Annotated in this window: 28 protein-coding genes; 19 read left to right on the forward strand and 9 right to left on the reverse strand. The window is 72.0% G+C overall.

Going from position 1 to position 23455, the window contains the following annotated elements; genetic code table 11:
- Nucleotides 1-241 precede the first annotated feature (241 nt).
- From ACGFSC_RS42150 to ACGFSC_RS42160, 3 genes are read right to left on the reverse strand one after another with little or no spacing between them, the layout of a single operon-like run.
- A complete protein-coding gene (locus ACGFSC_RS42150) occupies nt 242-454 on the reverse strand; it encodes a hypothetical protein (RefSeq protein WP_359909840.1) in 213 nt (70 codons plus the stop codon).
- Nucleotides 454-627 (reverse strand): hypothetical protein, encoded by a 174-nt coding sequence (locus tag ACGFSC_RS42155; protein WP_359909837.1) that lies wholly within the window; start codon nt 625-627, stop codon nt 454-456. The genes ACGFSC_RS42150 and ACGFSC_RS42155 overlap by 1 nt, the downstream gene beginning before the upstream one ends.
- A gap of 2 nt (nt 628-629) precedes the next feature.
- Nucleotides 630-983: a hypothetical protein gene (locus ACGFSC_RS42160; protein WP_359909835.1), complete on the reverse strand. Its 354-nt coding sequence runs from the start codon at nt 981-983 to the stop codon at nt 630-632.
- A 210-nt stretch (nt 984-1193) separates the two neighbouring features.
- On the opposite strand from ACGFSC_RS42160, the gene ACGFSC_RS42165 reads away from it, so the two are divergent.
- From ACGFSC_RS42165 to ACGFSC_RS42195, 7 genes are all read left to right on the forward strand, one after another.
- Nucleotides 1194-2015, forward strand: coding sequence for a GntR family transcriptional regulator (locus ACGFSC_RS42165; protein ID WP_359909832.1), 822 nt, complete (start codon nt 1194-1196; stop codon nt 2013-2015).
- Complete coding sequence (locus ACGFSC_RS42170) at nt 2012-2779, forward strand: glycosyltransferase family A protein (RefSeq protein WP_359909830.1); 768 nt, start codon at nt 2012-2014, stop codon at nt 2777-2779. The genes ACGFSC_RS42165 and ACGFSC_RS42170 overlap by 4 nt, the downstream gene beginning before the upstream one ends.
- Nucleotides 2770-3525: a glycosyltransferase family A protein gene (locus ACGFSC_RS42175; RefSeq protein ID WP_359909827.1), complete on the forward strand. Its 756-nt coding sequence runs from the start codon at nt 2770-2772 to the stop codon at nt 3523-3525. The genes ACGFSC_RS42170 and ACGFSC_RS42175 overlap by 10 nt, the downstream gene beginning before the upstream one ends.
- A gap of 497 nt (nt 3526-4022) precedes the next feature.
- Nucleotides 4023-5216 (forward strand): helix-turn-helix domain-containing protein, encoded by a 1194-nt coding sequence (locus ACGFSC_RS42180; protein WP_359909824.1) that lies wholly within the window; start codon nt 4023-4025, stop codon nt 5214-5216.
- 93 nt (nt 5217-5309) lie between these two features.
- Nucleotides 5310-6878 carry a replicative DNA helicase gene (dnaB, locus tag ACGFSC_RS42185; RefSeq protein ID WP_359909821.1) on the forward strand — a complete coding sequence of 523 codons (1569 nt, stop codon included), beginning with the start codon at nt 5310-5312 and terminating at the stop codon, nt 6876-6878.
- Between the two features lie 146 nt (nt 6879-7024).
- Nucleotides 7025-7531, forward strand: a complete 507-nt coding sequence (locus tag ACGFSC_RS42190) for a hypothetical protein (protein ID WP_359909818.1) — start codon at nt 7025-7027, stop codon at nt 7529-7531.
- Between the two features lie 403 nt (nt 7532-7934).
- Nucleotides 7935-8219, forward strand: coding sequence for a helix-turn-helix transcriptional regulator (locus ACGFSC_RS42195; protein ID WP_359909815.1), 285 nt, complete (start codon nt 7935-7937; stop codon nt 8217-8219).
- A gap of 84 nt (nt 8220-8303) precedes the next feature.
- Here ACGFSC_RS42195 and ACGFSC_RS42200 read toward each other — a convergent pair whose 3' ends face one another.
- Nucleotides 8304-8498 carry a hypothetical protein gene (locus ACGFSC_RS42200; protein WP_359909812.1) on the reverse strand — a complete coding sequence of 65 codons (195 nt, stop codon included), beginning with the start codon at nt 8496-8498 and terminating at the stop codon, nt 8304-8306.
- 629 nt (nt 8499-9127) lie between these two features.
- On the opposite strand from ACGFSC_RS42200, the gene tap reads away from it, so the two are divergent.
- The 6 genes from tap to ACGFSC_RS42230 all read left to right on the forward strand — a co-directional run bounded on the left by tap (nt 9128) and on the right by ACGFSC_RS42230 (nt 14280).
- Entirely contained in the window at nt 9128-11506 is a 2379-nt protein-coding gene (tap, locus tag ACGFSC_RS42205) for a telomere-associated protein Tap (RefSeq protein ID WP_359909809.1), read from the forward strand.
- 108 nt (nt 11507-11614) lie between these two features.
- The gene (locus tag ACGFSC_RS42210) at nt 11615-11971 is read left to right on the forward strand and encodes a hypothetical protein (RefSeq protein WP_359909806.1); all 357 of its coding nucleotides are present in this window, start codon (nt 11615-11617) and stop codon (nt 11969-11971) included.
- A gap of 62 nt (nt 11972-12033) precedes the next feature.
- A complete protein-coding gene (gene tpg, locus ACGFSC_RS42215) occupies nt 12034-12579 on the forward strand; it encodes a telomere-protecting terminal protein Tpg (RefSeq protein WP_359909803.1) in 546 nt (181 codons plus the stop codon).
- A 96-nt stretch (nt 12580-12675) separates the two neighbouring features.
- Nucleotides 12676-13296 (forward strand): hypothetical protein, encoded by a 621-nt coding sequence (locus tag ACGFSC_RS42220; RefSeq protein ID WP_359909801.1) that lies wholly within the window; start codon nt 12676-12678, stop codon nt 13294-13296.
- A gap of 281 nt (nt 13297-13577) precedes the next feature.
- Nucleotides 13578-13829 carry a DUF6213 family protein gene (locus ACGFSC_RS42225; protein ID WP_359909798.1) on the forward strand — a complete coding sequence of 84 codons (252 nt, stop codon included), beginning with the start codon at nt 13578-13580 and terminating at the stop codon, nt 13827-13829.
- A gap of 127 nt (nt 13830-13956) precedes the next feature.
- Nucleotides 13957-14280: a hypothetical protein gene (locus ACGFSC_RS42230; protein WP_359909795.1), complete on the forward strand. Its 324-nt coding sequence runs from the start codon at nt 13957-13959 to the stop codon at nt 14278-14280.
- 65 nt (nt 14281-14345) lie between these two features.
- Here the strand turns inward: ACGFSC_RS42230 and ACGFSC_RS42235 are convergent, their stop codons facing one another.
- The 3 genes from ACGFSC_RS42235 to ACGFSC_RS42245 form a co-directional block, all read right to left on the reverse strand.
- Complete coding sequence (locus tag ACGFSC_RS42235; RefSeq protein WP_359909792.1) at nt 14346-14939, reverse strand: RDD family protein; 594 nt, start codon at nt 14937-14939, stop codon at nt 14346-14348.
- A 287-nt stretch (nt 14940-15226) separates the two neighbouring features.
- A complete protein-coding gene (locus ACGFSC_RS42240) occupies nt 15227-15649 on the reverse strand; it encodes a hypothetical protein (protein ID WP_359909789.1) in 423 nt (140 codons plus the stop codon).
- 1038 nt (nt 15650-16687) lie between these two features.
- The gene (locus ACGFSC_RS42245; protein ID WP_359909786.1) at nt 16688-16870 is read right to left on the reverse strand and encodes a hypothetical protein; all 183 of its coding nucleotides are present in this window, start codon (nt 16868-16870) and stop codon (nt 16688-16690) included.
- A 36-nt stretch (nt 16871-16906) separates the two neighbouring features.
- Here ACGFSC_RS42245 and ACGFSC_RS42250 point away from each other — a divergent pair, with 36 nt between their 5' ends.
- Together ACGFSC_RS42250 and ACGFSC_RS42255 are read left to right on the forward strand one after the other, a co-directional pair.
- On the forward strand, nt 16907-17287 hold the full coding sequence (locus tag ACGFSC_RS42250; RefSeq protein ID WP_359909783.1) for a hypothetical protein: 381 nt from the start codon (nt 16907-16909) through the stop codon (nt 17285-17287).
- Nucleotides 17288-17480: 193 nt separating this feature from the next.
- On the forward strand, nt 17481-17708 hold the full coding sequence (locus ACGFSC_RS42255; protein ID WP_359909780.1) for a hypothetical protein: 228 nt from the start codon (nt 17481-17483) through the stop codon (nt 17706-17708).
- Between the two features lie 43 nt (nt 17709-17751).
- Here the strand turns inward: ACGFSC_RS42255 and ACGFSC_RS42260 are convergent, their stop codons facing one another.
- Complete coding sequence (locus ACGFSC_RS42260; RefSeq protein WP_359909777.1) at nt 17752-17991, reverse strand: hypothetical protein; 240 nt, start codon at nt 17989-17991, stop codon at nt 17752-17754.
- A 558-nt stretch (nt 17992-18549) separates the two neighbouring features.
- Between ACGFSC_RS42260 and ACGFSC_RS42265 the strand changes: the two genes are divergently transcribed.
- Complete coding sequence (locus ACGFSC_RS42265) at nt 18550-19608, forward strand: hypothetical protein (RefSeq protein ID WP_359909774.1); 1059 nt, start codon at nt 18550-18552, stop codon at nt 19606-19608.
- A gap of 7 nt (nt 19609-19615) precedes the next feature.
- Here ACGFSC_RS42265 and ACGFSC_RS42270 read toward each other — a convergent pair whose 3' ends face one another.
- Nucleotides 19616-19960, reverse strand: a complete 345-nt coding sequence (locus tag ACGFSC_RS42270; RefSeq protein ID WP_359909771.1) for a hypothetical protein — start codon at nt 19958-19960, stop codon at nt 19616-19618.
- 725 nt (nt 19961-20685) lie between these two features.
- Between ACGFSC_RS42270 and ACGFSC_RS42275 the strand changes: the two genes are divergently transcribed.
- From ACGFSC_RS42275 to ACGFSC_RS42285, 3 genes are all read left to right on the forward strand, one after another.
- On the forward strand, nt 20686-22326 hold the full coding sequence (locus ACGFSC_RS42275; RefSeq protein ID WP_359909768.1) for a hypothetical protein: 1641 nt from the start codon (nt 20686-20688) through the stop codon (nt 22324-22326).
- A 242-nt stretch (nt 22327-22568) separates the two neighbouring features.
- A complete protein-coding gene (locus ACGFSC_RS42280) occupies nt 22569-22814 on the forward strand; it encodes a hypothetical protein (RefSeq protein WP_359909765.1) in 246 nt (81 codons plus the stop codon).
- Nucleotides 22811-23161 carry a type II toxin-antitoxin system PemK/MazF family toxin gene (locus ACGFSC_RS42285; protein ID WP_359909762.1) on the forward strand — a complete coding sequence of 117 codons (351 nt, stop codon included), beginning with the start codon at nt 22811-22813 and terminating at the stop codon, nt 23159-23161. Before ACGFSC_RS42280 ends, ACGFSC_RS42285 begins: the two co-directional genes overlap by 4 nt.
- The last annotated feature ends 294 nt before the right edge of the window (nt 23162-23455 follow it).

The raw sequence follows: 23455 nt of genomic DNA on the forward strand, positions 1-23455 counted from the left end.
GGCGGGATGCCGTGCTGCATAGAGAGGGGAGAGAGGAGGGGGCGGCTACTTGCCGGAGCCGGAACCGCCGGCCTTCGCCGCGTCGCGGCGGGCCTGGTCCTCGCGCATCCGGCGCAGGGCCTCGTCGGCCTGGTTGGAGAGGACGGTGATCACCGGATCCCTCCCTTCGGGGCGGCGGGCGGGGTCTTCGGCGGGGTGGGGGTACCGCCGCCGGCGTAGCTGCGGCAGAGGGGGACGATCGTCACCGCGCACCCCCGTCGTCGTGCAGGTCGCAGGACCGGCCGAACCCGTCGGCGCTGGTCACGGTTCGGGGAGCGAGGACCGGTCGGCCATTGGCGCGGGCCTCGTCGTAGTCCGAACCGGCCCACACGCGGCCGTCGGCGGCGACGTGGTCGGGCGTGTCCGTACGGGTGGCGGGCCGGGACTCGGAGGAGCGGCGGGAGAACAGGGCCATCAGGACCGGCCCCCCGCCTTCGGCTCCGCCGGCGGCTGCGGCGTCTGCTCGCGCAGCCGGTCCGCCTCCTGGCGGGCCCGCTCCGCGGCCGCCATGGCCTCCTGCGCGGCGCGCAGGCGCTCCGCGTTCAGCGCGTCCAGGGCGGCAGCCTGCGCCGCGTCGGGCTGCGACATCGTCAGCACCCCGCCATCTGCGGCCGCGCGCCGCTGACGAGCCGGGCGATGGCGTTCTGGACGAACCAGCTGAGGTGGGCCCAGCCGGTACGGCCGGCCTTGGCGAGGTGCTCCTCGGCCTGCCGCCAGACGTCGGCGACGAGCGCCGACACCGTGGTCTCGTCGGCGGTCGGGGCGACGGCCGCGAGGTCACGGGCGATGAGGGACCGGACCCGGCCCTCGTACTGGATCTGCAGCGGGGCGCTGCGGTGGGCGGCGATGGCGTCCACGATGCTGTAGGCGCTGAGCGCCTGAGGGTGGAGCATCAGGGTGGCCCCGGTGCTCCCAATCGGGCCCTGGTGCGCAATGCTGGTCATACGGATCACTCCCTTGACGAGTCGGTCCGAGGAGCAGCCCTGACCGCCGCAAGCTCGTCAGGGCTGCTTCCTTTCTTGAAGGATCAGAGTTGCCTCCGACCTTTCTCGAAAGGTTGCTGCGGGAAGAAGACTGACACACCGTCGACCGACGCGCAAGCACCTTTCATGAAAGGTCTTGCCTTCGTTGCTCCGAGGTGAAAAGGTTCAACCATGAGCACACGAGACCCCCGGCCTACGCAGGGGTTGATCGCCGAGCTGACGGAGGCAATCTCCCGCGGCGACCAACCGGGCCTGCGGCCGGGCGACCAGTTCCCTACGACCAGCACTTTTGCTGCCCAGCACGGTGTCAGCCCTCAGACCGCCAGCAAGGTGATCCAGGCATTGAAGGCCGGCGGACTCCTCTCCGGAGCCGCTGGCGGCAAGACGTGGGTCCGTGTCCCGCCCGTCATGTCGAAGCGCGACACCAAGCGCTACCTGGACGAGAAAGGACGCGCGAAACTGGCAGACGCAGGCGAGCGCGGCGCGCTGGGTGTGAGCGAGTACGACACCGGCATCACGGTCGACGCACTGCACCACAACGGTGTCAAGGTCGACGTAGTGATGCCTCCCGAGGACATCGCCTCTGCCCTGGATCTCGTCCCGGGCGAAAAGGTGCGGCGGGTTATCTACGAGCGCCGCCACCAGGAGAAGGCCGGCCTGAGCCGGTCGACCGCCTACGTGCCATACGAGCTGATCAAGGACAACCCTGACCTGCTCAACCCTGCCTTGCTAGCCCGCTGGCCCGGCGGCCTGATGAACGAGCTCTGGACCGTCGGGATCGAGGTCGGAGAGATCGTGGACCACGTCACCGTCGCCATGCCAACGGCTGAAGAGGCCCGCGACTACGACATCCCGCCGGGTGTGCCCTTGATCCACATCAAGAAGGTCACGTACGACACGACCGGCCGACCGGTGGAGGCAGCCTTCATCCCACTGCCCGGCGACCGCGTCGAGATGGTGTTCCGCACCGCCCTGCCGAGGTGGTCGCAGTGACGGTCATCAGCGTGATCACCCCCGTCTACGACGGCGGCCACCGCTTCCTCAGCGAAGCGTACGACTCGCTGACCGCACAGGATCTGCCCGAAGGGTGGACCTGGCAGTGGGTCGTCCAGGAGGACGGGGAGACCGGGCTGCCGGGCGCTGCCCTGCCTGGTGACCCGCGGATCTCGTACGGCACGGGCCGTCGCGGCGGCGCGGCAATGGCGCGCACCATGGCGCTGGCTCGGGTGACGGGCTCGCTGGTGCGTGCGCTCGACGCCGACGACATGCTTCCCGCTGGTGCGCTGCGCCGGAGCATCGAATCCCTAACCGAGCACCCTGAAATCGGCTGGGTCGTCTCGTCGGCGCTTGATCTGCTGCCCGACGGCTCCCTGCGCGGGTCAACCATCGACCCACCGGCTGGCCCTTTGCCCCCCGGGCTGCTCGCTGATAGCTACCGGGCCGGCCAGTTCGCCGTGATGGGCACGACGTTGACCGTCCACACCGATCTGCTGCACGCCGTCGGCGGCTGGCCCGCCGTCCCGGCCTCTGAGGACGCGGCCTTGCTCGTGCTGCTGGAGGCTGTTGCCCCCGGCTGGATGATCGCCGAACCGGGTGAGATCTACCGCAAGCACAACGGCCAGGTAACCGCCCAGGCCGCGCACTGGCAGAAGGCCGAGCGCGACGCGCTCGCGGCCGTCCTACTCACCCGACTCGATGTCCTGCGCCGCTCCGGCTGGCGCTGGACCCCCACCACCGAACCGAAGGTATGCCTGTGACCGAGCGTCTGATCTCCATCGTCACCCCCGTCTACGGACCGAGCGCCAGGTTCCTTCCGGAGGCGTACAAGTCGCTGCTCGACCAGGACCTGCCCGACGGCTGGACCTGGGAGTGGCTCGTCCAAGAAGACGGCGACAACGTCGGAGCATCTGGCTACCTGCCGGCCGACGACCCGCGAATTCGGGTCTCGACCTCGCGGAGGGGCGGACCGCAGGTTGCTCGCACCATGGCCTTCGGTCGCTCACGCGGCTCTCTGATCAAGGTTGCCGACGCTGACGACCTGCTCCCGGCGGGCACTCTGCACCGCGACATCACGGTCCTGACGGAGCACCCGGAAGTCGGCTGGACCACCTCCCGAGTCCTCGATCTCCTGGAGGATGGCAGCACCCGTGGCTTCGACATGGACCCGCCCGAGGGCGTACTTACCAGCGGCTCCGTCTTGGAGCACTGGAAGCAGCACCGTCGCGCCCAGGTCCACCCCGCTAGCCTCTGCGCCCGCCGCGAACTGGTGGCGCTGCTCGGCGGCTGGCTCGCTCTGCCGGCCTCCGGCGACACCGGCCTCCTGCTCGGCTTGGACGCTCTGAGCAACGGGTGGTTCATCCCGGAGGTCGGCATGATGTACCGCTTGCACGAGCACCAGATCACCCGTCACCCTCACCACTCGACCGGCGAGGAGTGGGAAGCCCGGATGAACGTCATGAGGGAGCGCGCGGAAGCGCTTCACGCCTGGATCACGCGCAGCTGAGACCGCCCCCTGCTGCCGGACACGCCAGCGGTGCTTGACAGAGGGGGACCTCGACTCAGCAGGACTAGGCTCTGCCCGGTGCCCACGCTTGCGGGTGCCACCAAGTCCAGAAACAGCAAAAGCAGCCCAAGATTGGCGTCTGTGGGGCTGCTCCGCTGTCTACATTCGTCGCCCCGACGGTACCAGGGGTACCCCGGCTTCGGCGAGAGACACCCGTCTCTCGCCCGCTCGGGCTACCCCTGGAGCCCGGCCGGTGGCGGCGCCCCTTAGAGAGGTAGCGCCCCCTTGCACCGCCCCGTCACTCAGCGTTGCCGTGTCGTCCCGGCCGCGCCGCTCATTCGTGACGCACGTCATGTCAGCCCGGGTCACACCGTGCCCGGTTTTCCGGCCTCTATGGGCATGCAGAACCACACCCATGTCCAGATCCGCCCCTCCCACCGTCCGGCCGTCCAGGTCGGGCCACTCCTGGTGCTCGCCACCGGATCGGAGGTGACCCGATGAGCTTTCTGCCTGTTGAGTGGGCCGCCGAGCACTCGCCCGTGTCGGACCCCTATGAGCGCCTGCTTCTGATCGCGCTGGCGCGCCGCGCGAACAGCGACGGGACCGACTCCTACCCGTCGCGCAACACGCTCGCCAAGTCCGGCCTGTGCGACAAGTCGACGGTCACCCGGCGGCTGAACGAGCTCGAGCGGCGCGGCCTGATCCGCGAGGGCGACCAGCGGGCGGCGTTCCGGATCCCGGAGCACGTCCGCCCGAAGGTCTACGACGTGCTGATCCCGTACTCCTTCTACAGCACTGACCAGATGGAGAAGGTCAACCAGGAGCGTGTCGACCGCGGCTTGGCCCCGCTGCGCCCGGAGGACCGCCCGAACCTGGGTCCCGCGCCGGAGAAGAAGGCCCGCGCGGACAAGGGGACGAAGCGCCCGAAGAAGGACGCGAAGGACGCCCCGAAGGGCACTGCGAGTGAGGAGGGGGGTGCTTCAAGCACCCCGGGTGCTTCAAGCACCCCCCTTGAAATTTCAGCTGATTCGCCCGATTTTGCCCCGGGTGCTTCAAGCACCCGGGTGCTTGAAGCACCGGGAGGGGGTGCTTCAAGCACCCCAAATCTGTCCTTTAACTCTGTCCCCTTCTCTCTCCCGGACGTCGCGTCGAACGCGACCGTCCCAGGAGCCTCCGAGGTAACGGAGAGTGAGAAGATCGAGAAGGAAAACAGCGAGAGGGCTGCGCCGTCGGTGCCCGGCCAGCGGTCGGATACGACACCGGCTGCCGACGACCCGCAGGTGCTGCGGATCGTGGCGGCCTGGTCCGACGCCAGGAACAGCGCCGGCTTCGGACCGCACCGGCGCCGCACCGCGGTGGCCGAGTTCACCGATTCGGCCCGGGCCCTCGTCGCAGCGGGCGCCTCGGTGGAGTGGTTGATCTCGGTGGCGGCCTGGATGGGCACCACCCAGCCGACCTGGGTCGGTTTGGCGGAGGCCACCACGGCCCAGTACGCCGGTGCCCCCGCCAAGCCGGCTGCGCCCCGCCGACTGGATCCGGGCAAGTGCTCGCGGCACCCGGCGCTCCCGCTGGACTGTCCGGCCTGCGTGATCGAGGCGGAGCAGCGGCGGGAGGGCAGGGCGGAGGGGCGGTCGGTCGCGGAGATTCTGGCGGCCGAGGGCCTGCCGTGGCTGCCGAAGGCCCACGCCTGACCCGTCTCGAAACCCGTCTCGGACAGCAAGCGGCGGCCGGGGTCTGCACCCCCGGCCGCCGGATCGAACCATCCCTCGAACAGGAGATTCCCCATGAGCGTACTGCCCGGCGACCCTGGCTTGGAGCCCGACGACGTGCCGGAGGACGTGCCGGAGGACGACTACGTTCCGGCCGAGGACCCGTACGTCGAGCAGCTGCCCGCGCCCCGGTGGGGCGGGCCGGCCAAGGGTGGGAACAAGCCCACCGGGGGCGGCCTGGAGCGGGTTCCGCCGCAGGACATCCCCGCCGAGCAGTCGGTGCTGGGCGGCATGCTGCTGTCCAAGGAGGCGATCGGCGAGGTCGTCGAGGTCATGCAGCCGGCGGACTACTACCGGCCCGCGCACGAGCTGATCCATCTGGCGATCCTGGATCTGTACGGGCGGGGCGAGCCGGCCGACCCGATCACCGTCGCCGACGAGCTGGCCAAGCGCGGCGAGCTCCAGCGCGTCGGCGGCCGTGGCTACCTGCACACCCTGGTGAACACGGTCCCCACCGCCGCGAACGCCGACTACTACGCCAAGATCGTGCACGAGCGCGCGGTGCTCAAGCGCCTGGCGAAGGCGGGCACGAAGATCGCCGCGATGAGCTACGCGGCCGAGGGCGAGGTCGACGAGATCGTCCAGGCCGCGCAGGCCGAGCTCTACCAGGCGGTCACCGCCCGCACCGTCAGCACGCCGTACGCGCCGGTGCGCGACGACGTCGAGCAGTTCTTCGACGACCTGGACGCGGCCAAGACCCGCAAGGAGTTGGCCGGGCTGTCCACCGGGTTCGCCGACCTGGACCGGCTCACCAGCGGCCTGCTGCCCGGCCAGCTCATCGTGATCGGCGCCCGGCCGGGCGTCGGCAAGTCCACCCTCGCCCTGGACTTCGCCCGCGCCTGCGCCGTTCACCAGCTGAGGACCTGCGTGTTCTTCTCCCTGGAGATGGGTCGCAAGGAGATCGTCCAGCGGTTGTTCTCCGCCGAGGCGAAGGTGGCGCTGCACCACATCAAGGCCGGCACGTTCGTCGACGACGACGTCCAGCGGATGGCCCGCCGGACGCAGGCCATCATGGACGCGCCGTTGGTGATCGACGACTCCCAGGACCTCACGCTGATGGAGATCCGCTCCCGGGCCCGGCGTATCGCCCAGCAGCACGGCGGCCTCGACCTGGTCGTCGTCGACTACCTCCAGCTGATGCAGTCCGGCGGCAGCAGGCGGTTCGAGAACCGGCAGCAGGAGATCAGCGACATCTCCCGCAGCCTCAAGCTGATGGCCAAGGAGCTGGGGTGCCCGGTCGTGGCGCTGTCCCAGCTCAACCGCGGCCCCGAGCAGCGCCAGGACAAGCGGCCGATGGTCTCCGACCTGCGCGAGTCCGGCTCGATCGAACAGGACGCCGACATCGTGATCCTGCTCCACCGCGAGGACCTGCACGAGAAGGACTCCCCGCGCGCCGGTGAGGTCGAGCTCAACGTCGCCAAACACCGCGGAGGCCCGCAGGCCGTGATCACAGCCGCGTTCCAGGGCCACTACAGCCGCATCGTCGACATGACCCGCGACATGGAAGCCAGCCCGGCCGCCGACGCCTACGCCGGCGCCGGATGGACCCCCAGCCCGAACATGGCGTCGGACCTCGGACTGTAGGTGGCGCGAGAAGGTCCCTGAGCGCCCCTCAGTGCGCCTGCGGCCCCGCCCGCGTCCGCAGGATCGGGCGGGGCCATGATCGCCCCGCAGAAGACGATCTAGCGATCCAGTCGGGCGGGCCTACAAGCGAGAGGACAATCCACGTGGTGCCGACGCCACCCACCGATTGGATCAGCATGGAAAAGGTTCCGCCGATCACCGCCATCAACTCTGACTTTGGAGGTCAGGACTACTACCTCGTCGTTGCGCACAAACCCGTTACCGACAGGAGCCTGGCACTCGCGGACTTGGGGCTCTACATGCGATGCCGGTGGCTGAACGAGGTCTGCGGTGACATCGGTGATGTCGAGTGGTTCATCAACGAATTCGATCTGCCGGCCGATGAGACACAGGCAGGGCTGCGACGTCTCGCGGATGCTGGGTACATCGAGGTTTTGAACCCCGAGTTCGTGGAGGCCCGGCGGGCGTACGAGCGGGCACAGGCAGTCGCCACAGCTGCGGAAGAGACCCGGAGCCTGTTCAGCGAGTCCGAGGCCGCGGTCGTCGCACGCTTTGTCGCTCTTACCAAGGAACGTGCTGAGCGTGCGTCGCGGGACTCAATCCTTCTCGGGTTGCTGGAGCTCGATGCCACACGTCAGATCCCGGACTCCTGACCGCAGTCCAATGAGACCGAGGCGGAGATGTTCGACCGTCTGCCGGACTCCGCGGGCCCGGCCGTCGTCGTCGGCGCCGCCGGAGAAGAGCGGCGGGCGCGGCGGCCGGAGGACCTGGGCCGGACCCGCGCCCCGGACCATCCCGGCCGGAGTGCTGCTGATCCACCTGGCCGCCGTCCCGGCCTCCCGCACCGGCGACCGGCGACCGGCGCGCCTACGCCCTCACCGAGCAGGCCGCGGCCGCTGCGTTCCAGGCATCGCGCTCCTTGATCGTTCTCAAGGTCGCCATGGCGACCTTGGTCTCCGGTCCACCTGGTATCAGGCTAGCGAGCCAGCCCCGGCCGGGGGTTCAGAAACAGGCACTTATACGTGCAACGCATGACCCATGCGGGAGGAGGCGTATATGGGCACGTCAGAGGGCCTGCTGCGGGACACGATTGCGGCGCTGCTCCGTGCCACGGGCGGGTCGCAGGCCGACCTGGCGCTCGGGCTCGGGCTCAGCCAGGCGCAGGTCAGCCGGAAACTGGGCGGCCGGCACGGCTGGGCGGTGGCCGACCTCGACCGGCTCTCGGCGCACTACGGCATCGCCGTGGTCGACCTCGTGGTCGGCCCGACCCACGCGCTGAAGCTGCTGCCGGACAAGCGCCGCGCCCTCGTCGGCGGCACCCAGACAGTGATCACGGTGTAGCTGGCGCGCAGCTGGCGCGCTCGATCGCCCCGTCCCACGTCGTGCGGGGATCACCCGCGGGTGATCCCCGGTGCCCGGGTGGTGTCAGTGGGTGGCATTGACGGCGACGCCGACGAGCTGGAGGATGGCGCGGCCCCAGGACGTGGCGGCGATCAGGACGCCGAAGACGACGGCGGTGAAGACGGTGAACGCCTCGTCGACGCGGCTGCGGGCGTGGGTGATGCGCCGCAGGCGGACGACGATGACGATCGCGAGGAACACCGTCGCGCTGATCTGCACTGCCCACCCCGGCCTTCAGTTTGACTCCGCGTGAGGCCCCGGCTACGCGGTGCCTGCCGCCATTCGGGTGAGCATGCCAGAGCCGCCGCCCGTCCGGGGCCTGTTCCCGGAAACCGGCCGGACGCGAACGGCCTCCCAGGGGGTGATACCCGGCGGCGTCGCCGTGCGCGGGATCGGGGCCGTCGGACCGGGCGCGGAGGCGGGAAGTCGGGGCGGCGGCCGGTCAGGAAGCGGGGGCGATGCCGGTGGCGTCGCCACCGGTAGGGCTCCTCGCCAGGGTGCCCCGGCCCGATGACCACGCCCTCTTCGGTGTGACGGAGCACCGTAGTTCGCGAGTGATCGTTTAGGACCTGCTGGTCGGCGGCGTAGCGGTGCACCGCAGTTTGCGAGGGCGGAGCGCCCTATCTTGCGAGCCGGGCAGCAGCAGCCGGGGCAGCCAGCTCAAGAATCCCAGGTCAACGCCTTACGGGCGCTGGCCGCGCCGGGCTCGCATCGCAACCTACGGTGCTCCACTCGCAGACTGTCCTGCTCCGTCACATTCGGCACTGTCCGGAATCACCCTCACGGGTTAGCAAAGCATTAGATCCAGCATTAGAAACTGCACTACGATGGACGGCAGGAGGTACGTCATGACCGAGGGGATCGACCCGATCGACGCGCTGCTCGCGGAGATCGACGAAGAGGAGCTCCCGCCGCCGGCTGAGCGCAAGCGGCTGCGCCTGGCGGCGAAGCTGACCCGGGGCCGGGTGGCCGAGCGGGTCGGGGTGAGGGAGGAGACGATCTGGGCCTGGGAGACCGGGCGCAGCGACCCGCGGCCGCCGCAGCGCGGTGACTACGCCCGGCTGCTGCGCGGCCTGGCCGCCCGCTTCCCCGCGCCCCAGTCGCCGGTGGCGGCCGTGGTGCCGGAGGCGTTCGCTGCCGCCCCGGTGGCCGAGCAGCCGGCCCCGGCGGCGCAGCTGGTGATGCTGGACCAGAACCCGGACGGCTCGCTGCTGATGGCGGAGCCCGCGCCGTGTGTGCAGTGCGGGCAGCCGTCGGTCTACCGCGCCCAGGGCCACCCGATGCACCTGGGCGGGTTCTGCCGCCCCGCCGCCGCTCCGGTCGTCCAGCAGCAGCCCACCCCCGTCGCCCCGGCCGCCGCAGTGGCGCCGGAGCCGGCTGCCTCGGTCGCTCCGGTCGCTGCGCCCCGCCAGGCCGCGCCCGGGGCCGCCCCTGCGGCTGCGCCGCGCCGTCCCGGGTCGTCGCGTCCAGCGGCGTCGTCGCGGGCGCGCAAGGCCCCGGCGAAGAAGCCGGCCGCGGCCGAGGGCCCGGCCGACTGGGAGCAGGCCGCATCGGCCCGCTTCCCGGCCGGTCCGCTCGCGGTGCTGGACGTCGCCCCGTCCGGCCGGGCGCTGGTCGCCTACCTCGCCGACGGCACCCAGGCGCCGACCGCGCCGACCGGGCGCACGCTCGCCGACGTCGTGGAGTGGGCGCTGGAGGTGAAGCTCGGTTCGCCGCGGTTGCATCGGCACGGCAAGGACGGCGACGCCCTGGTCGTCCTCACCGACGCCGCGCTCGCGGAGATCGGCCTGCCGCCGATGGGCCGGGATGAGAAGCGCGAGTTCGTGCAGCGCCTGGGTCAGCTGCCGAAGACGCACAAGGCCGTTAAGCAGGTGGAGAAGGCGGGCTGGCTGCTGACCCAGCGCGGCCTGGGCCCCTGGGCCCGCATCTACCGCACTCCGGAGGACGGCAAGCGGGTCTGCGTGCAGCTGTGCATCCCCGCCTGGGGCGCGCTCGCGTCCGGTGGCTGGCAGATCCCCGACGGCCTCGGCCCGGCCGACCTGGCCCGCCTGCTCGGCACCTACGCGAAGCGCGTCCTCACCCCGCGCGGCTCCACCGCCGTCTCCGGCCTCGAACTCGTCACCGCGCTGCGCCCGCCCACCCGGGCGGTGCGCACCGAAACGGGCTGGATGTCCGGGCCGGTGGAGGGCTCCCGCCCGAAGGACGCGTTCGACCCGGCGCCGCCGGAGGTCCCGGACGTCCACCCGCTCGCCCAGGACCGCGAGGCGGGCGGCGAGCTGGTGACCGAGGCGTGGGACTGGCACCGCCCCCTCACCGACGCCGAGCAGGCGGCGCCGTTCGCGGTCGGCCTCGATGTGAACATGGCCTTCCTCGCCGCCGCCGGCCGCCTGACGCTGCCGCTGTCCGGCCCGGTGCACGAGCTCAACCCCGCCTTCGACCCCAAGACCCCCGGCAGCTGGCTGGTCGACCTGTCCGCCGTCGACACCAACCCGCTGCTCCCCAGCCCGTTCACCGCGGACGGCTCCCGCCCGACCGGGCCGGCCTGGTACTCCACGGTGAAGGTCGCCTACGCCATGGAACTCGGCGCCCAGGTACAGCCCACCGAGGCGTACCTGCGCTACGAGCACGGCCCCTACCTCGACCCGTGGCACAAGCGGCTGCGGCAGGCGTACCTGGACACGATGGCCGCCCTCGGCGTCCCGCTCACCGCCGACGACCCGGTGGCGTTCCTGAACGCCATGGCCGCCGTCAAGCAGGGCGACCCGGCCGAGCTCGCCATCCTCAGCGCCATCCTCACCGCCATCAAGCAGACCGCCAAGGGCACCATCGGCAAGATGCGCGAACGCCCCCGCGGCCACGGCTACAAGCCCGGCGAGCGCTGGGCCGCCCTGGAGCGGTCGACCTGGGACCCGCTGATGCGCGCCCTGGTCATCGACACCGCCACCGTCAACCTCCACCGCAAACTCCGCAAGATGGCCGGCGACACCGGCCTGCGCTGCTTCGCGGTGCTCTCCGACTGCGCGGTGTTCGCCTCACCCGGCCCCGGCGCCCTCGACATCCTCACCAAGCCGGACGGCACCCTCACCACCTCGCTGCGCCTCGGCGTCAGCCCCGGGATGGTCAAGTTCGAGGGCAGCAGGCCGATGCCGGAGATCGCCGAGCTGCTCGCCGACGACGCGAACCCCGCCCGACACATCAAGACCGGCGTCGTCTCCGCCGACGAGTAGCCGGCGCCCCGGCCGGGCGCGCACCACCCGGGCCCGGCCGGCGCCCGCACCGCACGACCCATCAGCAGCGGGCCGCCAGGACCGGCGGCCCGGAACAGGGAGGGACCCATGCAGCACGACCCGCGCGCCGAACAGCTCGCCGCCGCCTACTGGAACCACACCCGGACGGGTTCGGCCGCCTGGATCCGCCTCAAGCCGGAGATCCGGGCCGAGCTGACCGAGCAGGCCGACACCTGGCTGCGCGCCGCACAGGCCGCGGGCATCATCGCGCCGCCCGCCGCGCCGAGCGAGGACCACACCGCCCTGTGGCTGGACGACCAGGGCGGCGTGTGGAACGACGTCCCGACCAGCGACGGCGACGACGACCTGGCGCTGCCGCTGGTGACCGCCCGCGAGGAAGTCGTCTCCCGCCGCGACCTCGAAGACCGCGGCCACCGCCTCACCCTCATCGGCTGGACCCGCTGAACCCGACCGCCCGGCACCGGGCGGTCCTCACCACCATCACGACCCCGAGGAAGGACAGCCCGATGGGGGAGATCGACGAGGGCCTGGAGCGCGCGGAGCGCACCCGCCCGATCCCGCAGTCCACCGCCGCCCGGATGCGGTTCCTGCTCAAGGGCGCCAAGGGCTCCACCAGGAAGCTCGCCCAGGACCTCGGCGTCAGCCAGCGCACCGTGCAGCGCTGGCTCAAGGGCCAGGGCACCCCGAAGCCCGCCGCCGCCAAGGCCATCGAGACCAAGGTCCGCGCCGGCTGGCAGCCGCGGGTGAAGAAGCGGGTGCGCCGTGACGCCGAGAAGAACGGCTTCATGCTGCACATCCAGGCGACCTTCGGCTACTCGGCGGCCGGCGGCTCGACCGACGACCCGCGCGAGCGCATGATCACGCAGAAGATGCCCGGCGACGTCGCCCGCCGGCTCTACGAGGCCCGCGACGCCGGAGCCACCCAGGCCCAGCAGGAGCAGATCATTGCCGAGGCCCTGCGCGAGCAGTACTTCAAGGACGGCGGCCGCCGCGCCTCCGGCCTCGACGTCGAGCTCAACGACGTCGCCTGGATGGACCTGGAGGGGCTGTAACGCCGAACAGACCGTCCTGCCCACACACCCACACCCTGGCCGTCTCTCCAGCCCGAGTGGGCGCTGCTCATTCACCTGATTGAGAGGAATCCAGCCGTGACCAGCACCAGCACCAACCTGGTTCGCCTGATGGCCGAAGCCGCCGACCTCCTGGAGCGAGCCGGCAACCTGGACCAGCCCCTTAACGTCGCCATCAACCTGCAGCTGGCCGCGATGCCCGACATCCAGGTCACCGGGCCGTTCGGCGCCCCGATCGCCAAAGTGCGCTCTGCCTTCGACCACCTCGGTGACATCCTTGGAGCGAAGGGCGAGCTCAAGCCGGTTGCCGACGGTACGTACTGCTACCAGGCCTACACCGCACTGCCCAGCGGTTCCACCGTCGGCCTGCTCGTCCTCACTCCGCACCCCGACCTCCCAACGGCGCCCCCGGCGCCGCGCACCACCACGACCGCCCGGACCGCCGCCCTGTTGCGCGCCCTGGCGCCATGGGCGAGTGGGTTGCCGACCAGCGAGATCTGCACCCTGCGGCTCGCCGACCACGGCACCGACCACAGCGTGGAGATCACGATCGGTGGGACCGGCGCCAATCACGTCCGACGCACCGCCGCCGAGGCCGTCGCTGCCGGTCTGCCCGCCCGGCTTGAGCACCGCCGCTTCGGATCCCGAGGCGACGGCATCCTTCCCACCGGCCACCTCCTGAGGATCACCACCCTTTGAACGGACGAGGATCCCGTCGAAGGGGCCCGCGACGCCGGAGCCAGCCAGGCCCAGCAGGAGCAGACCCTCGCCGAGACCCTGCGCGACGAGTACTTCAAGGACGGCGGCCACCGCGCCCGCAGCCTCGACGTCGAACTCAACGACATCGCCTGGATGGACGTCGAGCTGTAGTACCCCTTCAGTGGCCATCGTGTCGCCGAAATAGGCCAGCCCCGGCCGCCGAAAAATCGGCCGGGGTTTTTTCTTTGACCGACCGAGCGAAATACATCCGGAGGAAATCCATGGAATTCCATGAGCAGCAGTTCCGGCTGCCGGTGCACCGCGACCAGGACGGGGCGCTGGTGGTCCCGGCCGACTTCGTCACCGGCCTGCTGCGCGGCATCGCCGCCACCTGGCAGGAGTGGGCGCACCAGGACGTGCCCGGCATGGACCCGGTGACCACCACCGGGCTCAGCGCGGTGCTGGCCGATCTCGCCGACCAGCTGGACGTCGAGTGCATCGCCACCGCAGGCCACGCCCACCCGGCCGGCTGACCACACCCGCGCCCGGACGCCGTCCGGTCCGACGAACAACGCGTCCGCCCACTCACCGCACCACGGGCCCGTCTCCCCACCACCGGGGAGGCGGGCCCTTTTGCATGCCCCGACGAAGGAGATGCCGATGCCGACGCTCCACTACGCCCCCGCCGCCGCCCGCACCCTGCGCTGCCTGGAACGCCGCCGCACCGGTGCGGCGAAGCTGCGCCGGGTGCGCCGCGCGCTCGACCAGCTCGCCGCCGACCCCCGCCACCCCGGCCTCCGCACCCACCGCTACCACGCCCTGCCCGGCCACACCGGCCGCCGCGTCTTCGACTCCTACGTGGAGAACGGCGCCGGCGCCTGGCGGATCTACTGGACCTGGGGCCAGGACGAGACCGGCCGCCCCGAGCGCGACGGCCAGGACGACGCGGTGCTCACCGTGCTGCTCATCGGCCCCCACCGCTGACACCGCCACGCCCGTGCGCCGCCCGCCCCGGCGCCCGCGCCGCGGCACGGGCGAGCCGTCGCCGACTACTGCCCCTGGCGGGGCAGGGCGATCCGATCGATCACGTCCTGGCGCACGACGACACTGCGGCTGATGCTGTCGGCCCAGGTCTGACGCCGCACCTGGGTCACCGGACGGACGAACCCCGCGAACCCCGGCAGAGCGTCCAGAACGTGCAGAACACCGCGCACCAGAGCCCGCGCCGCCCCGATCGGCGCACCGGTGTCCTCGTCCACCAGCACGATCCCCACCAGCCGCCCACCAAGCCCCTGACCGGTACGCCCGCGCTCGGCCCACTGCACAAGCAGCCACCCGCCGCCGACCACCCAGTACCCGCCCGCCAACACACCCCGGATGTCCTCGCCCGCGAACAACGCAACCACCTGCAACGCCGCGAACGCCGGCGACAACACCGACAACCCGGCCAGATACGCCGTCATCAACCCGCCCGCGATCCCCACCTCCACACCCGCCGCCGTCGCCCGCTGCGCCCAGGACGCCAGTCCCGGGATGGCGCACTTCCTCGCATACGCGGTCGGGGCCGGACCGGCCGGGGCACCGGCGTGCCACCAGGACGCAGCGGGCGACGGCAGGGTGGGGTACGGCGTGTGATCATTCATGACCGGGTCAACGCCCCTCCGACCGGTCAGGGCACGCCGGGGACTCCGTAGCCGCCGCCGATGGCATGTTCGCGGCCGAAAAAACCGAGGTCAAAGCCCTGGCCACCCGCCGACCAGCGGGTCTAGCATTCCCGCCACGGCGGCCCCACCACAGCACCACCGGGCCGCCGAGCAGAGCAGCCGCGCCATGCCACCCGGCGCTGCTGGCCTCCCACCGGCCGGGTCCCGCGGACCACCCCCCTGTCTCCCCGGGACCCGGCCACGCTGCGCCCCGCCGGGTCCGTCGGTCAGGACGGTCGTCGGGAGCGGGCGGCCTGCTGCATCTCGGCCTCCCACAGGTGCCGGCGTCCGGCGGCGAGCTCGCGGCGGACCTGGTCCTCGGCCTGTTCCAGGATGCGGTAGTAGGTGTCGTCGTAGGCCTCGACGACCTGGTAGGTCCACATGCCCGGCAGGACGTCGCGGCCCACCAGCCGGTGTTCGACGAGGTCGGCCTGCTCCTGGTGGCCGGCCTCGCGCAGCAGGCGGGCTGCTTCGGCGAGCATCTTGTCCGCGCCGCCGGTCATCTGGTGGAAGGCCACCAGGTGACCGCGTGCCCGCACCGTGTACTCCAGCGCCTTCGACAGCACCCCCAGGGCTTCGACGGTCGCGTCGTTCACCCCCGCCGGCCGACGGTGTGCCTCGTCCGGCTTGTCGGTTCTGGCTTCGCCCACCGTTGCCTCCCGTAGTGCCTCCGGTTTCCTTCACTCTCGCCCGGTCGGAGGGCGGGCGCGTGCGGAGAGCCGATCAGCGGCATGGCGCCAGGGGCCTCCCCTCACTCTCCCCATTGCGGAACGTAGCCCGTTTGCCCTGTTGCCCGGACCGGGCCCGGGCAACAACCACGACGCCGTTGCGGTCGATCCCGACCGGGACGGTCGGCCGCGGCGCGCTCCGCTACCGCACCCTGGCCAGCGCCCGGATGCGCTGGACCATCCTTCGCTGCCGCCTACCCTGCGCCGCCGGATCCGCCGTCCGGGCCGTGGCCGGCCCAGCCGTCGGCCCGTCGCCGCACCGCTCGCGCCGAGGACGGCGCTCCCTGGGTAGTTGCCGTCGACGGGTTGGCGGGTACCTGTACGGGGCCAAGGCCCCTGCCGCACCGGCCTGCCCACCCACCAGCCTGCGCGCCGGCCCTGAAGCCCAACCGCCACAACCCACCTGGACGAGAACGAGCCGCACCACCATCCACGACGACCGCAGCGGCGGCAGGGCCGCCCGTCGCGACCCGCGCCCATGATCCTGCGCCGCCATCGCGTACCGGTAGGGCACGGAAGCCGGCTATCGGTTGGATGAGCGCGGAAAGGGCCGTCAAGGCCCGGGTCCGGCGGCAGCCGGACTTCCGTGATCGGCGCCGTACAGCCCAGCTGCAACGGTCAGCAGGTCGGCTACGACGCCGGGCCCGGGCAGCGGCAGTGGCACGGGCGGCAAACCCGCCGGAGGCTCGACGGTAGAGCTGCTGCCCAGGCCCGGGCACCACAGCCTGCAGGATCGGGCGGAGCCCGATGGGAGAGCATGCGGCGCGGCAAGCGGTTCTTGAGCTTTTCCGCCGGCCCATCGGCTCGGCGGCCGCGGTCCGGCCATCGCGCCCGGCTACGCTGCCAACGGCGCCCGCCGGACCCGAGACGCGCACTCACGGGCCATCACCGGCGGGTGCCGCCTTCCCGACATCCGGTCGAGGGATCTGTCGGAAGCCTCCCCAGGCCTGACCTGCGGTCTCAGAACCGCTCGACGGCCCGCGCGTCGTCGGTCAGCGCGTAGCGGCGGCAAGCGAGCAGCTGCTCGGCGGTGCTGCCGATCTCCTCGACCTGGTGGAGGGCGGCGCAGGCGGCCAGGGGGAGCGCGCCGATCCGGTGCTGGGCGATCGGGTGGGTGTGGACCACGGCACTGCCGCAGTCCACTCCGGCGGGGCTTCCTGCCCCGTAGGCTCCTCTCCTGTGCCTGATGACATCTCTGTTCCCGACGACCTGATCGCTCTGCAGCTGGCGGCCCGGGCCGCGCAGCGCGCGGTCGAGGAGTTCACCGCCGAGATCGCGGCGGAGGCCCGTACAAGATTCCCCGCTCCGGAGCAGTGGCTGGAGCGCCTGTGCTGGCCGGCCGATCCGCCGGCGGGCGCCTTGCAGGACGGGCCGGCCGCCTCGTTCTGGCCGCCGGATCTCACCGAGCGGCTCCGGCAGCTGCGAGAGGCAGCCGGCACCGCCTGGACGAAGGCGGGCGAGCATCCGGCCTTCGTCCAGGCCAGGGCCGACGGCCAGTACCCGAAGCTCCTGACCGCAGTGCACAAGCGCATCAGCGAGGCCGAAGCGGCGACTGCCTGAGCGGCGGCCCGCCGGCCGAGGCCGCCTCGCCCAGGCCCGCCGGGTCCGTCGCCCAGAACGGGTGGGCGTACAGCTCGGCACCGACCCCGGCGAACCCGACCCGCCTTTCCTCGCTCGGGTCGGTGGGCCAGGGCGGGCTCGGCCTCGTACCCATCCCGTCCGTAGCCGAGCCCGGGGTGACAGACTGTCAGCCATGAGTGATCAAAACGGCCATCCGCCCCGGCGCCCGTTGGCCCAGCCGTTCTCGCACGCGGGCGACGCTGCCGACGAACCGCTCGCCGAACGGCTGCTCCCGGCCGAGCGTCTCAGCTCGCCGTTCTCCGCCCCGACCGCCTCCGAGGCCGAGTCCGGCCAGGCCCTCCCGCAAAGCAGCCGGCGACGCCTTGGCCCCGGCGGCCTCGCCGCCCAGGCCCCGGCCTGACCGAGGCCGACCCGCATCAGGCCGACCGCCCAGGAGCCGGCGCTCACATCGATCGGACGGCCCGCTCGCAGCGCGGGCAGACGTGCCCGGCGTACCGGGGCGGGTACCAGCGCGAGCCCGGACCGGACGGCCGCCACGGGTCGACGACCATGCTCGCGGTCTCGATCCCGCAGGCCGTCACCGGCAGCGGGTCACCGGGCACGTCCGGGTCGGAGCCGGCGGCGTGCACGACCAGGAGGTCCGGCTGCTGCGGCTGCTCGATCACCACGAGAACGCCCACCACCCCACCCTCCGCCGACGCCGGACACCACCGCACCCGGTGACTGTGACTGCGACCGATAGTTTGCGAGGCTCCCCCGAGTCGCCGCAGGCCACGGCCAAGTTCCGAGGCGAAGTCTGCGAGTCGTTCCGACCGATAGTTTGCGAGGCTAGGACGTGGTCGACCCGGCCGCTCCGGCGAAGTCGCAGGTCAGCGCGGAGCGGGCGAGCGGTCACCTGCGACTCGCAAGATGCGGTTCGGATTCGCAAGGTATCCGTCGAAGTCACAGTGACCGGCCAACAGAGCACCGAACGGCCCGGTGAGTTCCGCCCCGCACACCCGGGGAGTTTCGCCCCGCCGAACTCCCCACCGCAGGTCAGCGCACCGGTACACCCCCGCCCCACGACCGTGCCGCACCCGCTTCGCCGCCGCCACCGAAGTACGGCACGGCCCCGGGACAACCCGGCGGGGCCGTGCCGCAGACCCCCTTGTCCCCGCCCACCGGGCCCGGACTATCGCCCCGCCACCGGATGCGAGGCGAAACCCGCCCGGCACGCCGACCTCGGCGGCTACGATCCCGGAATGGACAGCGCCCCGCCGACCGCCGCCACCGACCAGCCGGCCGACGACGCGGGCCAAGCCCCGCGGTGCGCCCGCCCCGACTGCCCCAACCCGGCGCCGAAGGGCCCCACCGGACGCCCGAAGCAGTACTGCTCGCGCTCGTGCCGAAGCAAGATCGACCGCCTCAAGGCCAAGACCCGCGCAGCGGCAGCCGAGGACACCCCACCCAGCCCCACCGCAGCACCACACAGCGCCGCACCCGCCACCCCCGCAACAGCAACCGAGGCCGAGGCCGACGACGACCTCGCCCACTTGGGCCGGGACGGCCAGCACCTCCTCGGCATCGCCGACGCGCTGCGCCGCCGCCTGACCCGCTTCCTGGAGGAGACCGCCGCCGGTGATCCGGCCGACGCGTTCGCGGACCTGGCGAAGGTGCTGCCCGCCTACGGCACCCGCGCCTACATGGCCGCACAGGACATCCGGGACAAGGCCCGCTGGCCTCACCTGAGCGCGCACGAGCGCGTCGTCGCCCGCTCCCGCGAGCGGATCGACCACTGGGGCCTCGACGGCCCGGACGACGACGGCGCCGCCCCGGAGGAGACAAACGCCCCGCGGGGCGAAACTCCGGCCCCCGCTGCGACCGCCCCCGCGACCGAGCCGACCCCCACAACCGAGCCGGCCCCCAAGGAGGCACCGGCCTGGCAATCGGCGGCCGACATCGCCGAGCAGGCCCGGCGTACCGCCTGCACCGACCCCGAGACCCGCTTCGACTTCCCCGACCTCCTGGACGACCTGGAGCCCACCTTCGGCCCCGGCTGGGAACTCGGCTCCTGGCTTACCCCCGACGCCAAGGGCGTCCTCCAGCTGCGCCACCACAGCAGGCCGGTCGGATGGACCGCGCCCCTGCCCGACGGACCGTGGGGCCAGGCCGGCTGGATCGCCCTCCTCCACCAGCCGCGCGGCACCGCCAGGCTCCTCGTCGACCACTTCTCCCGCCCCAAGACCCACCCCAGCTCCGACCTTGCACTCGACGCCATCCTGCGCGCCCACCGGCCCACCGGGCCGACTCCCGCCCGCTGACCGGCCCTCACCAGGGCGCGGGGCCGCCGTGGTGGTGCCGGGCGATCGCCTCCAGCAGCGCCTGCCGCGCCCCCCACAGCCGGCCCTGCTCGGCGGCCAGGGCATCGGCCGCCCACACCGGCAACGGCCGCCCCAGCGCCGCCGCCCCCAGCGACTCCTCCAGCCCGGTGCCGGCCTTCTTCCACTCCTCCAGCTGCCGGACCAGACCCCGCACCAGGACATCGACGGCCCGGCCCGGGTCCCGCCCGTCCTGCCGGGCCTCCTGGCCGGCCTCGCCGAGGACGTCCTCGTCCAAGTCCTCGAACACCTCCGCCCACCGCTCGGCCACCAGCCGCCGATGCTCCGCCAGCACACGCTGCAGATCCGCCTCGACCGACTCCCGGGCCCACGGCAACGGCGACCGCGACGACTGGACACCCACAGCGGCCAAAGCCCGGCCGGCACCCGGCCCCAGCCCAAGACCGCGCCGCACACGGGACGAAGAAGTACTGCTCACCCCCGCTCCAACGCCGCCGGACCCGCCTTCGTCACCCCGGCCGCCAAACCCGCAGCGCAAGACCGGCCGACCGCGGCCCGCGTCGAGCCAGCCGTACGAGGTACCGCCCACAGCCCGCCCCGGGTAACGTCCGGCGTGCTACCCGAAGCGCCGTCACGGCGCGCGCACGGGCCAGCGAGGCGAAAGAGCCGGCCACAGATCCCCGGGTGTCTCCCCGGGGCCGTCCCCGGGTGTTGCCCCGGGGGGCTCCCCTCACCAAGGTTTCGACATCAGCCCAGGTCATCCCCAAGATTCTGGCCTACCCGGTGCTGCCGACAACCCCTTCCCTTCCCTTCTTTGAGCTGTTGGTGGTTGGTGGTGCAGTTGGGTAGGGCGGGCTCGGGTTCACCGCCGGGTCCAGTGCTGCCCTACCCCGCTCCAGAGCCGCTGTGGCTCTCCCCCTTCCCGGCCGGGGCGGCCGGGCGCCTCCCGGTGGTCGGCGCGTAGCGGGAGCGGGCGGCGTTGGCGGGGACGGGCGGCGGCCGGGCGATGTCGGTGGTGTGAGGTAGAGAGGCAGGACGATCATCACCACGGGGAGCAGCATGGACGACCACGACGACCAGGACGAGCAGCAGCCCGGTGGCCCGAGCCGCCCCGGTCGGGTGCACTTCCGCCGCTCCGCCCGCAACCCCAACGGCTCGACCGCCCCGCTGCGCGCCGACGTCCTCGCGGCGCTGGGCGTGCTGAAGATCGCCACCTACAAGCAGCTGCACGCCCTGATCGCCGCCGACGAGTACCGCGCCCACCACCGCGTCGAGCACGTGGCCGAAGCGGTCCGGGACCTGGAGAAGCACAAGCTGGTCGACGTACGCGGCGCCACCTCGCCGCCGGGCCGCCGACCCGCACCCAAGACCACCCCGGCCGAGGGAACGGGCGCCAAGCCGAAGCCGGGCGGGCCGGGTGCGGAGAAGATCGTCGGCCTCACCCCGCTCGGCCTGGCCGCCGCCGCCGAAGCACTCGGCGACGACCGCGACATGGGCGGCCACGCCCGCGGCGCCGGCCTCACCGGCGCCCCGCACGCCATGCTCGTCAACGAGCTCATCATCACCGCCGTCACCGGCACCACCACCCACGGCGCCCCACCCCGCACCGACAACCGCCAGGCACCCCCGCGCCGCCCCCTGCCCACCGGCCCACTGCCCGGCGGCATCGAAGCCTGGGCCACCGAGACACCCCACACCATCACCGGCAAGTTCAACGTCATCCCCGACGCCGTCGTCCGCCTGCCCGAGATCGGCATCCCGGTGGCCTTCCTGGAGCTCGACCGGGGCACCATGACCGACGTGCGCAAGGTCGCCGGCAAGCTCGACAACTACAAGCGCTACTTCGACCGCACCGTCCAGGACGGCGGCCAGGAGCGCCTGGAGGTCGAGGTCCGCTACAACGCACCCGAGCCCGAGTACGGCTACAGCCACCGCCGCACCGTCCGCCCGCCTGTCCTGTTCGTCCTGGACCAGGGCACCAGGGGCAGCCGCCCCCGCTACAGCCCCGAGGCCCTGGAACAGCGCCTGAAAGACCTGCGCAACGCCACCAGCGAGCACTGGCAGGGCTGGGCGGGCGAGCAGGAAGGCGTCACGTACGCCACCTTCCACGGCAAGATCCCCGTGCTCGGCACCACCGTCGAGCGCCTGCGCGAACACGGCTGGCAAGGACCCACCTGGTGGCGCTTCGGCCGGCCCGGCTGGCACTCCCTCACCGACGCCCTCAACGACGAACCCGACTGGGACCTGATCGACCAGCGCCGCCAAGAACGCGAGGACCAGGAGAAAGCCGAGGAACAGCGGGCCGCCAAGGCCGAGCAGGACGCCGCAGACGCCAGGCACCGCGCCCGGCTGCTCGCCGCCCGCGCCCACAACGACGCCCTGCACCCGTGCCACACCTGCAAGGGCCCGCTCGGCGGCGCCCACGACTCCCCAGGCGAGCTGGACGGGAACGCCGACCCGGACCGCCTGGAGTGCCCGTCCTGCGACCGCCAGCGCCGCACCACCAAGGGACGGCCGATCATCCTGGAGCTGCCCACCCCCCGCGCCCTCCGCCGCGCCGAGAAGAACAGCCCGCCCGGGGACGACCCCTGGTGGCAGGTGCGTCTCCTCCACGCAAAACGCTGGCCGAAGCAGGCCAGAAGCAACGGAGAAACCCCCTACAGCATGACTCAGATTCCGTATGGACGGTCCATTCCGTAGGGCTTCAGGAAAGGCGCATTGAAGAAATGTTCATTCTTTGGCCGCTATGTCGATTCCAGATATGGCGGCCGAAGCGCTTTCTGTGGCGGAATTACCCGTCTCCAGCAGGGAAACAGAAGCGCCCAGGAAGACCCATTCTCTGCGCATACCCGGGAGGGCCGGCCTCCCGGCGGCCTGCCCGGGCCCCCAGAGGCGCCTCTGCTGGGATGCCAGACGGTATACCTCTGGGTATCCTCGACGGTATGACGATGACGACCATAAAGGTGCAGGCCGGGGTGCGCGACGAGCTCGCGCGCCTGGCGGCCGACGACCTCGGCGGAGTCACGCTGAACGCCGCCCTGGAACACCTGCTGACCGAGCACCGCAAGAACCAGATCCTCGCCGCCTACGCCCGCCTGGAGGCCGACGAGACCGCCTGGGCCGACTACCAGAACGAGCTGGACCAGTGGGACGGCGCGGCCGGCGACGGCCTGGGCGGTGAGGCGTGAGCCGCAAGTCCGCCCCCTGGCAGGTCTGGATGGCCGACCTGTCCCCGGTCATCGGCTCCGAGCAGGCAGGCCGACGCCCCGTCGTGGTCGTCTCCAGCCCCCTGTTCGCCGCCTTCCCCACCGCCATGGCCATCGTGGTCCCCCTCACCACCGCCGACCGCGGCCTGCCCCACCACGTCCCCGTCACCTCCCGCCGCTCCGGCCTCGACCGCCCCAGCTGGGCCCGCACCGACGACGTGCGCACCATCTCCGAGCAACGACTCCTCGGCGCCAGGCCGCTCGGAACCGTCACCGACAAGGAAGCCGACGAGATCCGCACCTACCTGCGGCTCATGATCGACCTCTGATGCCCCGGTCCCGGGCCGCTGCAAGGCCACCCGGGACCGCACCCCGTCCAACCCGCACAGGGAAAACGGCAAGAATTCCCGACAGTCGAATTATGAAACATCTCATCCGGAGACCATGGCAGGGAATTCTGTCGCCCCGGTTAATTCCCCGGGGGCCAGGATCCACACCGCACATCCGGCAAGGTTCCCCGACAGGCAACAACTGATACACTTGCTGACGTGCGGTCACCTGGCAAGCCCGCCACCATCCCTGGGTCCAGGGATGGTCCTACGGTGAACCAGCCCCCGCAGGCT

The organism is Kitasatospora sp. NPDC048715 (assembly GCF_043198905.1).
GTDB lineage: Bacteria > Actinomycetota > Actinomycetes > Streptomycetales > Streptomycetaceae > Kitasatospora > Kitasatospora lactacystinica.